The sequence below is a fragment of the Longicatena sp. 210702-DFI.1.196 genome, from assembly GCF_020563125.1.
Taxonomy (GTDB): domain Bacteria; phylum Bacillota_I; class Bacilli_A; order Erysipelotrichales; family Erysipelotrichaceae; genus Longicatena; species Longicatena caecimuris.
In genome coordinates this window covers 1-16,692 of record NZ_JAJCPX010000028.1, presented here as the reverse complement: position 1 = coordinate 16,692, position 16,692 = coordinate 1, and the positions used below count along the sequence as shown (strand labels likewise).

At 37.9% G+C, this 16,692-nt stretch carries 13 protein-coding genes; all 13 read right to left on the bottom strand.

Annotation, left to right across the window (positions count from 1 at the left end):
• Window positions 1-41: 41 nt before the first annotated feature.
• Complete coding sequence (locus LI241_RS11375; protein WP_008689813.1) at window positions 42-1,571, bottom strand: response regulator; 1,530 nt, start codon at window positions 1,569-1,571, stop codon at window positions 42-44.
• Window positions 1,571-3,061, bottom strand: coding sequence for a sensor histidine kinase (locus tag LI241_RS11370; protein ID WP_008689814.1), 1,491 nt, complete (start codon window positions 3,059-3,061; stop codon window positions 1,571-1,573). Before LI241_RS11370 ends, LI241_RS11375 begins: the two co-directional genes overlap by 1 nt.
• Entirely contained in the window at window positions 3,058-3,996 is a 939-nt protein-coding gene (locus tag LI241_RS11365) for a substrate-binding domain-containing protein (protein WP_008689815.1), read from the bottom strand. The genes LI241_RS11370 and LI241_RS11365 overlap by 4 nt, the downstream gene beginning before the upstream one ends.
• A gap of 652 nt (window positions 3,997-4,648) precedes the next feature.
• A complete protein-coding gene (ptsP, locus tag LI241_RS11360; protein ID WP_008689816.1) occupies window positions 4,649-6,349 on the bottom strand; it encodes a phosphoenolpyruvate--protein phosphotransferase in 1,701 nt (566 codons plus the stop codon).
• A 114-nt stretch (window positions 6,350-6,463) separates the two neighbouring features.
• The gene (locus tag LI241_RS11355; RefSeq protein WP_227151290.1) at window positions 6,464-6,745 is read right to left on the bottom strand and encodes a hypothetical protein; all 282 of its coding nucleotides are present in this window, start codon (window positions 6,743-6,745) and stop codon (window positions 6,464-6,466) included.
• 119 nt (window positions 6,746-6,864) lie between these two features.
• On the bottom strand, window positions 6,865-7,056 hold the full coding sequence (locus LI241_RS11350) for a hypothetical protein (protein ID WP_008689819.1): 192 nt from the start codon (window positions 7,054-7,056) through the stop codon (window positions 6,865-6,867).
• Window positions 7,053-8,435, bottom strand: coding sequence for an ABC transporter ATP-binding protein (locus tag LI241_RS11345; protein WP_008689821.1), 1,383 nt, complete (start codon window positions 8,433-8,435; stop codon window positions 7,053-7,055). Before LI241_RS11345 ends, LI241_RS11350 begins: the two co-directional genes overlap by 4 nt.
• Window positions 8,435-9,421 (bottom strand): ABC transporter ATP-binding protein, encoded by a 987-nt coding sequence (locus tag LI241_RS11340; protein ID WP_008689822.1) that lies wholly within the window; start codon window positions 9,419-9,421, stop codon window positions 8,435-8,437. The genes LI241_RS11345 and LI241_RS11340 overlap by 1 nt, the downstream gene beginning before the upstream one ends.
• An 11-nt stretch (window positions 9,422-9,432) precedes the next feature.
• The gene (locus tag LI241_RS11335) at window positions 9,433-11,286 is read right to left on the bottom strand and encodes an ABC transporter permease subunit (RefSeq protein ID WP_008689823.1); all 1,854 of its coding nucleotides are present in this window, start codon (window positions 11,284-11,286) and stop codon (window positions 9,433-9,435) included.
• A gap of 11 nt (window positions 11,287-11,297) precedes the next feature.
• Window positions 11,298-12,263: an ABC transporter permease gene (locus LI241_RS11330; protein WP_008689825.1), complete on the bottom strand. Its 966-nt coding sequence runs from the start codon at window positions 12,261-12,263 to the stop codon at window positions 11,298-11,300.
• A gap of 97 nt (window positions 12,264-12,360) precedes the next feature.
• Window positions 12,361-14,145, bottom strand: coding sequence for an ABC transporter substrate-binding protein (locus LI241_RS11325; protein ID WP_227151291.1), 1,785 nt, complete (start codon window positions 14,143-14,145; stop codon window positions 12,361-12,363).
• A gap of 454 nt (window positions 14,146-14,599) precedes the next feature.
• Window positions 14,600-14,947, bottom strand: coding sequence for a hypothetical protein (locus LI241_RS11320; RefSeq protein WP_008689827.1), 348 nt, complete (start codon window positions 14,945-14,947; stop codon window positions 14,600-14,602).
• A gap of 111 nt (window positions 14,948-15,058) precedes the next feature.
• Entirely contained in the window at window positions 15,059-16,471 is a 1,413-nt protein-coding gene (locus LI241_RS11315) for a spore germination protein (protein ID WP_017144566.1), read from the bottom strand.
• Between the last annotated feature and the right edge of the window lie 221 nt (window positions 16,472-16,692).

Genomic DNA, 16,692 nt, shown 5'->3' with positions numbered 1-16,692 from the left:
TATCTTTAGCAATTCTTTGTGTTTAACCCCATACAAAGCTATTATTCCTTGTTCTCAAAGGTATTTTTATATACCTTTGGGGTAACGCCGGTATAATTTTTAAATACTTTAGTGAAATAATTTTGCCCTTGGAATCCTACTTCATAAGCGATTTCTTTTATACGTTTATTTGTTTTCAGTAATTCTTTACTAGCCTCTACACGTCGTTCACTCACCAGTTCCGTAAATGTTTTATTCAAAGAGCTGCTGAGTAATTTGGAAATATAATAAGGTGATACCTGTAATGCATCTGCCATATCACTCAATGTAATTTGTTTACGATAATTACTGTCAATATAACGAATGGCATGACGTACCAGTAAATTCGTATTACGGAATTTCTCCTCAGCAATCAGATCATACAAGCGATGTATTTGCATATGTAAATATAAAGGTACTTCTTGGTGAATACTGCTTGTCACACGCAAAGGTGTAATTTTGACTTTAGTAAAATCAATTTCCGGATATTGTTTTTCACAACTGTTTTTCAAAGACGTAATTAATTCAGATACATCTTTATACAATTGTTCTTTTTCCTCCTGAATCAGTTGAAGACTTAATTGATTCAAATGTTTTTTTAAAGATTCTTCATCCATCTTCTGAAATGCTTTCATGAATACTTCTACCTGTGTAGCAATATTTACCGCATTTTCTTCACTGCTTTTTTCATCTTCCATCAATAGCTTCAAAGCTGGCTGTGCCTGAGCACTTAATCGATCTCTCGCCAAATCAAAGGAATGATGAAATTTTATTAATTCACAAACAATAGGACCAATACCAATTACGACATCTTTATATTCACTACGCAAACCATCGATATATCCTGCCAGCTGTCGGACTTCCTGTTGGTCAATCGGACGCTCAAAAAGGATAAAGAAAATTTGCAGTCCATGAAACAATTCTTTGATACAGCGATATCCCTGCTTTTTAAAGTTTTCACAAATGGTATCCATGGCTGTGGTATGAAAAGCACATGTCAAACTCTGCATGATCATACAAAAACCACTACAGATATGGGGACTTAATAGTCGTAAAGAACGTTTTAATTCTAATTCGTTCTCATTTGAGATGATCGCATACAAACATTCATTTTCAACTACCGGAGTAATTTTTTCAATCTTCTCCAATAATTCATCATGCTGTTGCTGCTCTTTACGTTTTTCTCGATGCTGGTGTATCAATCTATCTACGACTTCTTTCAAATGTTCTATGTTGTATGGCTTTAAAATAAAATCACTCACACCTAGGCGAATGGCCTCTTGTGCATATTCAAAATAGTTATAACTGGATAATACAAGGAAGGAAGTGTCTTGTTGCTGTTGTTTGATTCGCCGTATGACCTCTAAGCCATTGATTCCCGGTATATTGATATCGGCTAAGACAATTTCCGGCTTTTCACGTTCAAAAACATCCAGTGCTTCTTTCCCGTTTTTCGCCATATACAATCCTTTTAAAGTAAAGTTATCGTGTAAGATTTTATAAAGTGTCTCGCGTTCAATTTGCTCATCCTCGATTATTAAAATTTTATACATCAGGAACGCCTCCTTAGATCAATCTTAATATTAATCTCAAAGCCACAGTTTTCCAGACTATTGATGATAATGCTTACTTCATCACCATAAAATTTCTTCAAGCGGCTGGTAACATTGTATAAGCCCAGATGCACACGATCATCGCTTCCTTTGGCATAATCATTTAAAATTAATTTTTCCAATTCATCTGAGGCCATACCAACACCATTATCACTTACACTGATGATTACATGATCGTTTTGCTGCGTAACCTCAATCATGACCTCACCATCTTCCGTAACATCCTGTAAACCATGGAGAACTGCATTTTCAACAAGCGGCTGTAAGATCATGCCTGGCATGCGTATATCAGGAAGATCCTCTTCTGCCTCGACAATAAAGCGAATGCGTTCTCCATAACGTTTCGCCTGAATATAATTATAGTTTTCAATAGCCGCTAATTCTTTTTTCAAACTGCTGATGCGGCTTGTATTATCCAAAGCATAACGCAACAGACGGCTGGTGCGTTCCATCAGTTCACTTGTTTCATATGCACCTTCACTGTAAGCCTTTTTATAAATCATATTCAAGGTATTAAATAAGAAATGGGGATTAATTTGATTTTGCAATACCCGCAATTCGCTTTGCGCAAGCAGTTCATCTTTTTTCAAATTTTCGTTTTGCTGCTCCAATACACGTTTCTCTAGATCGGATTTATCATTCGCATATTGAATATTTTTTTGTATACTTCTTGAAAGGTCCTCCAACGCCAAACAAAGCACATTCATTTCTTTGTTTACATTGGAAATTTTTGATAAGTCGTATTCACCCATTTTAATGCGATTCATATTATTCATGATTTTCTCAATCGGATCTGTCATCGAACGAATCATCGTAATGGAAAAATAAGCAAGCCAGGTAATCACAAACAGAATAAAGAATAAAGATACTAGATGCAGCGTTCGCTGATTATCATTTACCGCAATTTTCTGCAGCTGCATATCTTCGGTTACGATATCATAATATTCTCCACTTGTCTTTGCTATCAGCTCATATTCATGTATTAACTTCTGATACTTCTGATTAAAGTCTTCTTCTTGCTGTAGATTACTGGCAATGACCAATTCAGCATCGATATAATACTTATCAATCATATTCTGCAAGAGTTCAAAACGCCATTTTCGCTCATTCCCTTTTAGGCTCAGCATGATCTTATCTATGTTTTTTCCGGATGCATTATAAGAATCACGAAAAGCTTTATAATTTGCATCACTGGGCTGATATAAATAGACCTGAAAATTATCATTCATTTCCTTCACATGAAAATAAAAGCCATTTAAATCATTGTAGCTCACATAGGTATCATTAAACTTATCGATAATTCGTATATTCAGCATGACATATGTCGAACAAACAAAGGCTACAATGACGATTAACATGAGATTGTAATTAAAAATCTTATCGCTGAAGCTTTCCAGCTGATCATTATGACGCAACCACCGTTTCATCATTCCTTCAGCTCCTTTTCATATGTTTTTAGATTTCCTTTATTAAGCAATAGAATTTGCGCTGGCTGAAGCTCTTTCACCGGTTCTTTTCCATTTCTTACATACTCATATAACATCTCCACGGAATCATATCCGTAACGATAAAAAGATGTAACTATGCTTCCGGCAATTTTACCTTCTTTGATCATCTTTACCGTATCATCCATATCATCAACACCATAGATCAGCAGATCATCTTGCATATTCAGATATTCACGCGCCATCACACAGCCAATCGCACTTTCACCGGCAAAATTTAGCGTGATATTTAAATTTTTTTCTTTTTGCAAAACGCTGATCCATTCATTACGTGAACGGGATTGATCTGACTTAGATTCACTGATTGCAACAATTTCAAAACCGCCCGGATGTTTTTTAAATACCGTACGGACGGATTCAATCTGCTGTTTGGCCAAATCGAAATCTTGTTCCGATACCTGAATTCCTATGCGCAGATGTTCATTCTTTCCTATCCGTTTTTCAATATCCGTCAAAAGCATCTGTGCCTGTTGTTCAAAATCCTTACAAATAGTTGCAAGGGGCTTTGCGTCTTCTACCGGTGAATCAACAAGAACGATCGGTACATTTTGCTCCATTGATTCCATGATATATGTTTTCTTGATAACTCCCTGTGTAATAATACCATCTGCTTTTTTCAAAATTGCTGTCTGAATTACATCCTCCATTTGTTCTGTTGAAATTTTGATTGGTCCTTGCCAATCACATTGTATATGATGTAGATCACAAGCATCCTGCATACCGCTTTTTGCCTGCAGCCATAGGGTATGTGTAGATAATGGTGTTGCAAACACAAAATATAATGGTTTTTCTGTTTCCTTCTTCGTTGTTTGACATCCGCACAAAAGCATGAGCGATGCCGCTAGTACTGCTTTTTTCATATGTAATCCCTTTCCTCTTTTCATTATTTTAACATAGTTAAGCATAAAAAAAAATGATTCTTGAAAGGGATTGTAAGAATCATTTCTTTCCACCACATGTCGCTAAAATCAAGGTCCTCACACCATGATTCCTCATCTTTTTCCTTGAACTGACTCATGTCATAGGGTTTTCTTAAGAAAAGATGTGCATACAGATGATGCTGTACTGCGGGGTTGCTATCCGCTAATTACAAAATAATTATATCTTACGAAATAAGAAATATCTTGTCATTTTTAGCAAATTATTGTCGTAAGCGCTACAATCAGATTCTCACATCTCACATATTTTTTTAATTTTGCTAATTTCAATGCCAAAAGAGCTATGCGCTACATTTAATCTAATACAATAAGAGGTACGACACCTTCTTTTTATTGATGATTCCAACGTCCTACTTTTTAACTTACCTACTCATTAGCATACAATTTGTATCCTATTAAGCATGCGATCTCTTATCTATTTCAACATACTTCCCACACAACGATTAGCGATCCTCTTAGAATCCCTTATATTGTATTCCTAATAAAGCAAAAAAGGATATCTTTGCGTGATATTACCCTTCAAAAGTTAGACTCACTTTAGGAGGTCACTACAATAAGATACCCTTTTCAATGATTAATCCACTGCTTTTTTAACTAAATCAAGTACTTCTTCAGCAGTAGCAAGTTTTAATGCTTCATCAGCAAGTTTTGCTGCTTCATCTTTGCTTAAACCGTTTACCATCTTACGTGCTTTCAGAATTTGTGTAGCAGACATTGAGAATTCATCCAATCCCATACCTAACAGCAAAGGTACAGCATATGGTTCTCCAGCCATTGCGCCACACATACCAGCCCATTTGCCTTCTTTATGTGCACCATCAATCGTCATCTTGATTAAACGCAATACAGATGGATTGTATGGCTGATATAAGTAAGATACATGCTCGCTCATACGATCTGCGGCCATTGAATACTGAATCAAATCGTTTGTACCAATAGAGAAGAAGTCTGCATGTTTAGCAAAGTTATCCGCATTAACAGCTGCAGCAGGAATTTCCACCATCATACCAACTTCGATATTATCGGCAACCTTTACACCTTCGGCAATCAATTTTGCCTTTTCTTCTTCATAAATAGCTTTTGCGTCACAGAATTCTTTTACGGTTGCAATCATCGGGAACATGATGCATAATCTACCATAAACACTAGCACGAATCAAGGCACGCAACTGTGTACGGAAGATATCTGTACGATCCAGACACAGACGAATTGCACGATAGCCTAAGAATGGATTCATTTCTTCTGGGAATTCAAAGTATGATAATTTCTTATCTCCACCGATATCTAAGGTACGAACAACGACACGGCGTCCTTGCATACCTTCTAATACAGCCTTATATGCTTCAAACTGCTCTTCTTCTGTTGGGAAGTGATCGTTGTCCATATATAAGAATTCCGTACGGAATAAGCCTACACCTTCACCACCGTTTTTCAATACACCTTCAACATCTTTAAAACCACCGATATTACCAGCTAATTCTACTTTATGTCCATCAGTTGTGACAGATTCCGCATTCACTAAAACTTTTAATGCTTCTTTTTCTTCAGCATAAGCCTTTGCTTTTGCTTCATATTTCTTAATTGTTTCTTCATCAGGATTTACAAATACTTCGCCATCTAAAGCATCCAAGATTAATGTATCCCCATGTTCAACAGCACTCAGGATATCTCCACATCCTACAACTGCTGGTATTTCTAAAGAGTTTGCCATGATGGCAGAATGACTTGTTTTACCACCAATACTAGTCGCAAAGCCTTTTACAAATGTATTCAGCTGTGCCGTATCTGATGGTGTTAAATCATAAGCAACAATAATAGAATCTTCACTGATGCTTGATAAATCAGGAATTGTCAGTCCCAGCAGGTTACATTTCAAACGATACGTAACATCCTTGATATCCGCAGCTCTTTCACGGAAATAATCATTATCCATAGACTCAAACATAGCTACCATCTGGTTGGCAACCGTATCAGCAGCATATTCTGCATTTACTTTATCATTTTCGATCATGCCGACAATCTGTGATGCGAATTCAGGGTCACCAGCCATCATCAGATGAGCATCAAATACAGCCAGTTCTTCTTCAGACAGACGTGCTGCTGCTCTTTCTTTTACACCCTCGATATCTGTTTTTGTCTTTTCGAGTGCTGCATTGAATTTTTCAACTTCAATTGCAGGATCTCCTTCTTTTTTAACGATCTCAACTTTTGGAGATTCCAATTTGTATGCTTTTGCGATGGAAACTCCCGCTGATGCTGCAATACCTTTTAACATAAGTACATCCTCCTCTTACTCTTGCAACTTATAAAAAAAGTGTTTTATATTGATAGAAACGTGGTTTTCTAAACGCTTCCATATCTCTATCTCTATATTAAATAATAACATTTTTTAAGCCGTTAAGCAACGAAAGAATGCATGTAAAGCCATGTTTTTCTTCTTATCAAACATCTCTTTCTCATAGTTGATACACCACCTATTTTGATCTGCCGGTAAAAAATACTCATTCATCATCAATATACACTCCTCCCTTTTCAGCTTAAGCAGTGCCTGATTAATTATTTCATGCAGTTCATATAGCCTTTCAATGTCTTTGCAAGTGCGTAAATAATCACGGCGATATAATTGTGCCAGATAATTTGCTTTTGCATGCAATTGACTCATAGATTCCATGTGTCATCACTTCCCTCTACTTATCTATACGACACAAAGAGTCTAAAAACGTAATTTTTCTTCCTTTTTTATCAATTTGCCTAAAAAAAGATGTCCTGCTTTCACAAGACATCCGTATATCAACGAAGGAAAATCAGCCAGAGCACAAAATAAATAATGGCACAGGCAATCAGAATAGGAGGTAAAAACGTGATAAATGCCGCAATTACCATTGCCAACATATCATGTTTTTCCAGATCCACATCCTTTAATTTATCTTCATCAACTTTATTTAAACGATTTTTTATTTCGCGTGCCTTTTTGAGAATCACTTTTTAAGACTCCTTAAATGACATGCGACAAAGTGTTCAGGCTCAATTTCCACCCATTCCGGACGTTCACATTTACACTTCTCCATAGCATATTTACAACGTGTATGGAATTTACATCCTTTTGGAGGATTTACCGGACTAGGAATATCTCCTTCCAAAATCTGTAATTCTTTGTTATGGATATCGGTTGTCGGAATAGCATTTAATAAAGCCTCGGTATATGGATGTAATGGGTTGCGGAAGATATCTTCTGATCTAGCGCTTTCCACCATGTTACCTAAATACATAACACCGATACGATCGGAAATATACTTCACGACACTTAAGTCATGAGAGATAAACAAATACGTCAGATTCTGGGTTTCTTTCAATTCCTGCAACAGGTTTAATACCTGTGATTGAATAGAAACGTCCAGTGCGGAAACCGCTTCATCACAGACAATGAATTTAGGATTCAAGGCTAATGCACGGGCAATGCCGATACGCTGACGCTGTCCACCAGAGAACTGATGTGGATAACGATGGATGAAATAAGCCTCCAGACCACATTTATCCATGACCTCGATAATGTAATCCTCTAACTCTTTACTTCCTTTTTTAAATTTCTTTTGTCCAACTAATGGTTCCGAAATAATCTGTCCGACAGTTAAACGAGGATTCAAAGAAGAATATGGATCCTGGAAAATAATCTGAAGATCCTCACGTAAGATACGCATTTCTTCTTTTGTCAATCTTGGTAATTCAATACCATGTTCCCACATCGCATCAATCTTGGCAAAGTTCTCGTTTGAGCGATAGCTGTCTTTCATCTGTTCAATGGATTTTAAGATGGCATCATGCTTCGCTTCTGCTGCTTTAAGTTCTTCTGCACTGGCATTTTTCTTTTCCAGCTGTGCAACATTACAGCCGGCCTTATATTCTTCCAATAATAGTTTGGATACTTCGCTATAATTGTCAGAGAAAACCAGACCACCACATAAGCGATATAAATGGCGCATTGCGTCATCATAAGCATCAACAGATGTATGATTTGGATCTTCGTTATTAATCTTGCTTTCTAAATGCTTCGCTTTTTCATGTAATTTGGCCAAGTCATTTAAATCTTTTTCATAATACTTTGGTTGATATTCATATACTGTACGTCCAAAGTATACCGTATCACCGCGTGTCTGATCATATAATTGCAACAAGACACGTCCTAAGGTTGACTTACCACAACCGGATTCACCAACTAGTCCATAAGTTTCGCCTTCATGGATCGTAATGGTGATACCGTCATTTGCCTTTACATACAGCTGTTCTTTCTGTAATAAAGATTCTTTCTTGACAGGAAAATACTGTCGCAGATTTGCTATCTCAATCAGTTTTTTCTTTTCCATTACTTGTTACCTCCTCTTTTGACAGGGAAGAAACAACGAATCTGATGATTAGGTCCGATTTCCTTCAACTCAGGTTCTTCGTTTCGACATTTCTCTGTGGCATATTTGCATCGAGGAGCAAATTTACATCCTTGTGGCAATGCTAACGGATGCGGCACAGAACCAGGGATAACATCCAGTTTTTCACCACGCTTGGTATTCAAACGCGGAATGGATGTCAGCAGTCCTTCTGTATATGGATGGATATATTCGCTATCCATAAAGATATTGTCAACAGGTGCAGTTTCAACGACCTGACCACAATACATAACGGCAACATCATCTGCCATCTGATTGATAACTCCAAGATCGTGTGTGATAAACATGATTGCTGTACCTGTTTCAGCTTTTAGTTCATTCATCAGTTTTAAGATCTGCGCCTGAATCGTAACATCCAGTGCAGTTGTCGGTTCATCGGCAATTAACAGTTTTGGCTTACAAGCAAGTGCCATAGCAATCATGACACGCTGGCGCATACCACCGGATAATTGGAATGGATAGGATTTGTTGACAGTTTCCGGATTGGCGATTTTTACTTGTTTCAGCATTTCGATACTGCGTGCTTCTGCTTCCTTCTTATTTAAGCCCTGATGCAACATCAGAACTTCACTAATCTGACGATTAACAGTAAATACCGGGTTCAGAGACGTCATTGGCTCTTGGAAGATAACAGAGATATCGTTACCACGAATTTTCTGCATTTCCTTTTCACTAAGCTCAGAAATGACTTTACCCTCGAACTTGATTTCACCTTCATATATTTTCTGATTATTTTCAAATAATTTCAAGATACTCATTGCTGTCTGACTTTTACCACTGCCAGACTCACCTACTACACCAAGTGTACGACCTTCTTCAATCGACAGGCTAACACCGTTGACTGCCTTAATCAGACCTTTTTTGGTATCAAAATAGGTGTGCAGATTATTAATTTCCAGTAATTTCATGTTCTTCACCCCTACTTCTCATTCTCTTTTGGATCTAAGGCTTCACGTAATGCATCGCCGACCAGGTTAACACCCAATGCGGCAATCACGACGCAGACAGCAGGTGTGATCCATTGCCACCAATAGTTCTCGATAACGATCGCTCGCTGCGCTCCATTTAACATGTTACCCCACGACGGCATCGGTTCTTGAACACCAAATCCCAGGAAGGATAATGCAGCCTCCATCAGCATCTTATCGGCATAACTTAAGGTCATATTTACGATACAGATATTCATAACGTTTGGTAAGATATGACGAACAATGATAGAGCCTTCTTTAATACCCAAAGCACGCGCAGCAAGTACGAAGTCCTTTTCACGTTCGATCAAGATCTGTGCACGTACTAATCGTGCCATACCTGGCCAGGAGATAACACCCAAGATAATCATAATCAGATACATTTTCTGATCAGTTGATAAATCATTTCCAAGTGATGCTGATAAGGTGATAACCAAAGGCATAAATGGAACAGAACTTACAATTTCCGTAAAACGCATCAGCAGATTATCAACCTTGCCGCCTTTAAATCCGGAAATCATACCGATCAATAAACCAAGAACGGTTTCAATGATAACTGCGATGATACCAACAACTAAGGTAACACGACCACCATGCATTAAACGTGTGAAATAATCACGACCTTGAGCGTCTGTACCTAATACATAACCATCATTTCCCCATGCGTGGATTTCATTGTTGTTATCCACAGCATAATTTTGGAAATAACCACTGAAAACCTGCTTGATATTCGTTGCACTGCTAGGTACACTGATATCATTTAAGTCATCATTTCCCCATGCATACACTTTACCACTTTCACCAACAGCAAATAACGCATTACGGCTTCCGGATACATCAACGACTTTTTCATTGATTGCCGGTACACCATCACGCATATTATCGCCATTTGCACCCCATACATGGATCTTGCCTTGGTCATCAAGCGCAATACCGTTTGCATAAGACATTTTTGCTTTTACGATTTTAATGCTGCCATCTGTTAATTCTTTTGGCACATCTGAGAATTCATTACCGGAAACACCCATGGTTGCAATGGTTCCATCTTTTAATAAAAGAACCATATTGTAGCTGTTTGCATCAACAGCCGCAACTCTTCCTTGAATTTCGGAAGGTACATAATCCATGTTGTTTGCGCCGGTTGCACCTAAAATAATTACATTTCCTTTATCCGTAACAAGTGCTGTATATTTATCACTTGCCGATACATCAATAACCTTTTCATCGCTTTTCAGCTGGGCTTTGGCTTCATAAGTCAATTCTGCCTGATGGAAGTCGTTCTTACCCCAACCGATAACTTCACCGCTGTCTGTCAATGCCACCACATGACGGTCACCAGCAGCAATTTTTACTACATTCGTTCCTAAATTGCTTGGAACTTCTGTAGCTCCATCGGTATCTTTACCCCAGGCATATACTTTTCCATCATCAGTTAAGGCAACTGAGAATGTAATACCTGAACTGATTTGTACAATCTTCTTTCCTTCTAATTCTGAAGGGAAATCCAAATAACCAGTACCCGGTCCGATATTTTGCAGGATAGGTTCCTGATAAACCGGATCCATTTGACGGAACATACCGCCAATATAAGCAAAACTGAAAATACCAATGAATAAGATCAAACCAATAATGGTAAACTTATTATGTATGAAGTTGGAGAAAATGACCTTAGAAGGTGATTTGATTTCTTCCTCTTCAAATACATTTAATTCTTTTTTCTTTCCACCAAAGGAGAACAGACGTTTGAACATTCTGCCAAAGGAAGAAAAGATTGATTGCTTTTGCTTGTTGTCTTTCTTTTCCATCTGTTATCCTCCTAATCTAACTTCACACGTGGATCTACTAAAGCATACGTGATATCCGCAATAAAATTGGAAATCAAGTAAATGACTACGTAGAACAGGTTCATGGATACAACCAGCCACAGGTCACGTTTTTGCAGACCCTTCAACAAGATGAAACCTAAACCATTCCATTGGAATACGGTTTCTGTAATCATGGAACCACTAAACAGCATACCGATCTGTGTGATAACAATGGTTACAACAGGAATCAACGCATTGCGGAAAGCATGAGAATATACGATAACTTTCTGGCTTAAACCTTTTGAACGTGCTGTTCGGATGAAATCCTGACTCAATACTTCCAGCATTGCATTACGCACATAACGCATCGTACCGGCTAACTGGATGACGGTCAGGGTCGTAACAGGCAAGATCAGATGCCTGAACCAGGAAGTAATATAGGCTCCTGTAGATAAGCCTTGCTCTGGCATACCAAAAGAAGGCAGCCAGCCTAATTTGAAGGCGAAAATGAAAATAAGACATAAACCGACGAAGAATGTTGGTACACTCATACCGATTAATGAGAATACCTGCCAGAATTGATCGAAGAACGATCCTTTCTTTACGGCAGAGCGGATACCTACCAAAATAGAGATTCCTAATGAAAAAATCAAAACAAAGAAGTTTAGGAATACGGTATTCTTTAATGGTTCTGCAACTACGTTTTTCACTTCTGTTTGATATGTAGAGGATACACCTAAGTCACCATGTGCCAGGTTACCCATCCATTTTACATACTGTGTTACAACATCTTGGTCAAGTCCAAGACTCTTTCTTGCTGCTTCTACTCGTGCGTCATATGTTTCCGGTCGTCCACCTTGTACCATTAACTTCGCAGGGTCTCCAGGCATCAGCTTTGTTAAACCAAACAGCATGATGGAGATAATAAAGACCACCGGGATCAATGACAAGATACGCTTAACTGTATATCTAAGCATTGTAATTCTCCTCTCATTTATAAACACTAAGAAAGAAGATAGCTTTTTGGAGCCATCTTCTCCCTCGTGTGTTTCGATATTACTTCAGACGTACTGCTTACTCAATTGAGAAATTGCAGATACTGTTTGCCCAGTCACGGAATGGAGTAGTCTTGAATCCTTTTACCTTGCTGGCAGCGAAGTCATAGTAATCGTTCGTGTAAGTTGGAATTGTTGGCAATAAGTAGTTCCAACGTTTCTGATATGCTTTCCAGTTTTCTGAAAATTCTTTTTCATCTTTAGATGCTTTCAAGTTTTCAATAGCCTTGTTCAATTCAGCATCATTTAAACCATAAGGGTTGAAGTTTGCTACTTTTTCATATTTACCATGGTAGTCAGCTTCTGGATCTGGTACTTCGTTGAAGCCAGATGCCATGTTATATACGTTGTATTTAACTTCAGCTTTTTGTTTCTGGTAATAGATGTTCAGCATTGTTTCAAAGTCTTTAACTGTAATTTCATATTTGATACCAACCTGAGGAGCGTTCTTTGTCAGCTGCAGTTTGATATTGTCAGTAATGGTATTCTTTTCAGAACCTAAGTGTGAAATCAACAGAACTTCACCTTTGCTGTTGTAACGCAGGTAATCTTTGCTAGCTTTCTTAGCATCGAATGGAGTTTTTCCATCTTTTTCATACTTATAATCAGATTTGTCTAATGCTTTGTTAGCGTTAGCAATTGAGAAAGAATATGTGTTTAGGTTTTTGTCAACCCATTCTTTGTTGTCAATATAAACTTTCTGAGCTGCACCGTAGTCAGAGTAGCATGGTTTACCATAAGCACCCATAGCTGCCTGAGCGATCTTGTTTGTATCTACAATGTAAGCTAAAGCCTGACGTACGTTAACGTCTTTTGTAGCTCCATAGTAGCAAGATATTGGCATGTTACCATAACCATTACGTGGGTAACTAGAGATTGTGAATTTATCTCCTTGTGCTTTTACTTTATCGATTTTTTCAGCTTCGATTGCACCGGCAACGATGTCAACTTCTCCAGCAACCAGAGTATCTACATCCTTGTCTATGTCAATTGCTTTAACGGTAATCTTTTCAATGCTTGGTTTTTTACCTTCCCAGTTTCCAGCATACTCTTTATTCAGAGTTAACTGTACCTGCTGGTTCTTGAAGCCTTCAAATTTGTAAGGCCCGCAAGTTACGGTAGGGTTCTTTAAGAAAGTATTCTTTACATAATCAGCGATAGCTGCCTGATCTTTCTTAGCGATCTTAGCACCTTTGTCATCACTAGTGATCTTCACATCTTTAGCAACAACGTGAGCTGGTAATGGGTAACTCCACAAGAAGTTCTTTTCCCAGTAGTAAGGTAAGTTCTTAGCAGCGATTGTGATTGAGAAGGAATGATCATCAATCATCTTAACGCCTGAGAATGTTTCTGTTTTTCCTGCACTGAATGCGTCGTAACCTTCGATTTCGTATCCTGTTGGGTTACCATTTGCATCGATCCAAGATTTTGATGCACGCATCAAGTAAGTCATTACATAGTCATTTGCTGTAACAGGTTTTCCATCATTCCATTTCAAACCATCGTTCAGTGTAACTGTGAATGTTTTAGAACCGTCTTTGTTGTTCTTAACTGCAGGTTCACCTTTCAGTGTTACCTTCGTTTCCCATTTAATGTTTCCATCGTTGTCAACAATAATTGGGTTGTATCCATGAATTAAGTCACGGATGGATTTGTCATAAGAGTTATTTCCAAAACCTTCGATGAATTCACCGTTCATTTTGTCCTGTCCTACGACAAGTTTGTTTTCTGCCTTGCTGCTGCCACAACCAGCAAGTGAAACCGTCATTAACGCTGCGACTGCAAGAGTTAATAGCTTTTTCATATTTTTCCCTCCTATCATTCCTGATAATGACCATATTATACTCTAAAAGAATTGAAAATACAATATTTTTTCGGTCATTTTCACACAAATTTAGTGAAATTTTTTACAATTGTGTGTAACATGTTTACATTTTTGTGAAAATTACCATATGACACCGCAATGCAATTCATCATTTTCAAACATTTGTGGAAATGTGTACACCAATAATAAACAGCGCTTACGCACCTATAAATTCCATGTTTTAAAAAAAAGAGAAGTTACTTACCATCGTAAGCACTTTCTCCTACTTGTTCATTCGGTTGTAAACATATTGACTTGCCATACGGGCTAGGATATGTAGAATCCAAGCAATCATTTGGTAAGCGATACCATCAATTCTTCATGCTTTGTATTCCTTATATACATAACTTTTATTAGAATACGTGCCATCAAGTTTATATAAATCTTCTTCGTCTTATTTTTCAATGGATTTCATATATAGAAAAATACTTACTGCATTCATCACGAGATCGTTTAGGACAAGATATCCCGCTAAGGCTAAATTTTTAAATGCCAAAATGGTATAGCCTGCAAGGATGCCGATATTCAAAAATGTCAACATCTTTTGTTCTTCTTTGGTACTGGACATCATCATACGGCCAAATTCCATGACATGATAGTGTTTTAAAAGATAGCTGTCCATAAAAAGCAGTAACATCCAAAAAAATAGCTTATCCGGAGTATACGTATAAAGGAACAGTGGCATGCAGATAAGCTGTATGACACAGACCTTGATGGCTTCTTTCATGGCATTATGTTTCATTAAGATCCCTTTCCTTCCTTACTATTATAACAGAAATTTCCATAGGCGTCTGAGCGATCTGTTAATGGATCAGAAAAGGGAAGAAGCTATGACATTGCATTTCAGAGATCATTAGGAACGATTGCTACTTTTGCCACGCAGTTTTTTACGTGCAAAAATCATTTTAAAATCATGGGCATGGAAGGGAAATAAGGGATAAAAATAAGAGGTATGCGTAATCGTTTTATTAGATGCTAAAATAAAAGCCATAATGGCTAGCCCGATCCATAGTCCAAAACGTGGCAGAAGGGCAATGATGATAAGCATCATCATTCGCATAAACTTAATGGCATATCCTAATTCATAACTAGGCTGAGTGAAGTTTGCTAAGGCCACAAATGCCATATATAAAATTATTTCCGGAGCTAACCATCCGGCATTGACCGCAAAATCGCCAAGGATCAATGCCCCTATGATACTAAAGGAAGAATTTAAGGAGCTTGGGGTATTTAAGCTGGCAAGCTTTAAAGCATCTATTCCTAATTCTAGCATTAACAACTGTAAGATAATAGGAAGATTCATATTATCCTGAATTAAAGCGAATTGAAACCAATCCGGAGCGAAATCCGGATTGCAGTTAAGATAATACCAGATTGGTGTCACAAACAAGGTTAAGAAAAAGACCATGATCCGAATAAGACGTAAATAGCTTCCGGTAATCGGAGGAAGATAATAATCCTGAGCTTCCTGCACAAAATCAAAAAAAGTCGTTGGTAAAATGAGTACCGAAGGTGAATTATCAATCATAACGATGACCTTTCCTTCTAGGACATTACTGGCTGCAGCATCCGGACGTTCGCTATAGCGAACCTTAGGGAAAGGATTTAACCATTTATGTGGGACAAGCGCTTCGGCAATGCTTTCCTGTGCCATGGTTAACGCTTCTACTTGTATCTGCGATAACTTATGGCGAATATCCTGCACCAATGCATCATCTGCCAACCCTTCCATATAACATAAGACAATATCCGTTTTACTGATAGAACCGACACTGTGATATTCCATATGTAAGCGTGTGTCACGGATACGGCGGCGAATTAAGGCTGTATTAAAGACCAACGTTTCGACAAAGCCATCACGGCTGCCGCGTAAGACTCGATCATCTTCGGGCTCAGCCATACTGCGGGTAGGATATGTTCTGGCATCAATCACAATGCCTTCTTCATAGCCATCAACGATCATTAATACCGAACCGCTTAATACCGCTGTAATCTGTTTCTCTTCCTCAGCAACCACATCGGTTTCTAAATAGGAGACAAAACGATCACAAAATACATAAACACTTTCCTGTTGTACCGTTGTTTTCATATCTGCCTTTAATAAGAATTCCATCATTTTCTCTAATACTTCATCTTTAACAAAGCCATCAACAAAATATAATGTCATATGAACATCCTGCACTTGCAAAGTTTTCGCAACAATATCAAAATTTTCCTGCAAACGCAGTTTCTCATTCAGTTGTTTACATCGATCTGTATACTTCATAATATCACCTGTTGTTAAGATGCACGGATTTCCTTTTTTTATACCCATGACTGCTAACAAGGTTTTAAAAATAACTGACCATTCTCTCAAGGAGATCACATAGGTTTCTTAAACCTATTTTCCTTTTCCACAATGATCCTATCTTTCTATCTGTTTCTGCTTTTTGAATCGAGTAGGGTGAAATAAATCACCCTCTCACACCACCGTACGTACGGTTCCGT

Excerpts from the sequence above, each read along its gene's own strand:
- LI241_RS11375 (WP_008689813.1), bottom strand. The coding sequence starts at position 1,571 with ATGTATAAAATTTTAATAATCGAGGATGAGCAAATTGAACGCGAGACA.
- LI241_RS11370 (WP_008689814.1), bottom strand. The coding sequence starts at position 3,061 with ATGATGAAACGGTGGTTGCGTCATAATGATCAGCTGGAAAGCTTCAGC.
- LI241_RS11365 (WP_008689815.1), bottom strand. The coding sequence starts at position 3,996 with ATGAAAAAAGCAGTACTAGCGGCATCGCTCATGCTTTTGTGCGGATGT.
- ptsP (WP_008689816.1), bottom strand. The coding sequence starts at position 6,349 with ATGTTAAAAGGTATTGCAGCATCAGCGGGAGTTTCCATCGCAAAAGCA.
- LI241_RS11355 (WP_227151290.1), bottom strand. The coding sequence starts at position 6,745 with ATGGAATCTATGAGTCAATTGCATGCAAAAGCAAATTATCTGGCACAA.
- LI241_RS11345 (WP_008689821.1), bottom strand. The coding sequence starts at position 8,435 with ATGGAAAAGAAAAAACTGATTGAGATAGCAAATCTGCGACAGTATTTT.
- LI241_RS11340 (WP_008689822.1), bottom strand. The coding sequence starts at position 9,421 with ATGAAATTACTGGAAATTAATAATCTGCACACCTATTTTGATACCAAA.
- LI241_RS11335 (WP_008689823.1), bottom strand. The coding sequence starts at position 11,286 with ATGGAAAAGAAAGACAACAAGCAAAAGCAATCAATCTTTTCTTCCTTT.
- LI241_RS11330 (WP_008689825.1), bottom strand. The coding sequence starts at position 12,263 with ATGCTTAGATATACAGTTAAGCGTATCTTGTCATTGATCCCGGTGGTC.
- LI241_RS11325 (WP_227151291.1), bottom strand. The coding sequence starts at position 14,145 with ATGAAAAAGCTATTAACTCTTGCAGTCGCAGCGTTAATGACGGTTTCA.
- LI241_RS11320 (WP_008689827.1), bottom strand. The coding sequence starts at position 14,947 with ATGAAACATAATGCCATGAAAGAAGCCATCAAGGTCTGTGTCATACAG.
- LI241_RS11315 (WP_017144566.1), bottom strand. The coding sequence starts at position 16,471 with ATGAAGTATACAGATCGATGTAAACAACTGAATGAGAAACTGCGTTTG.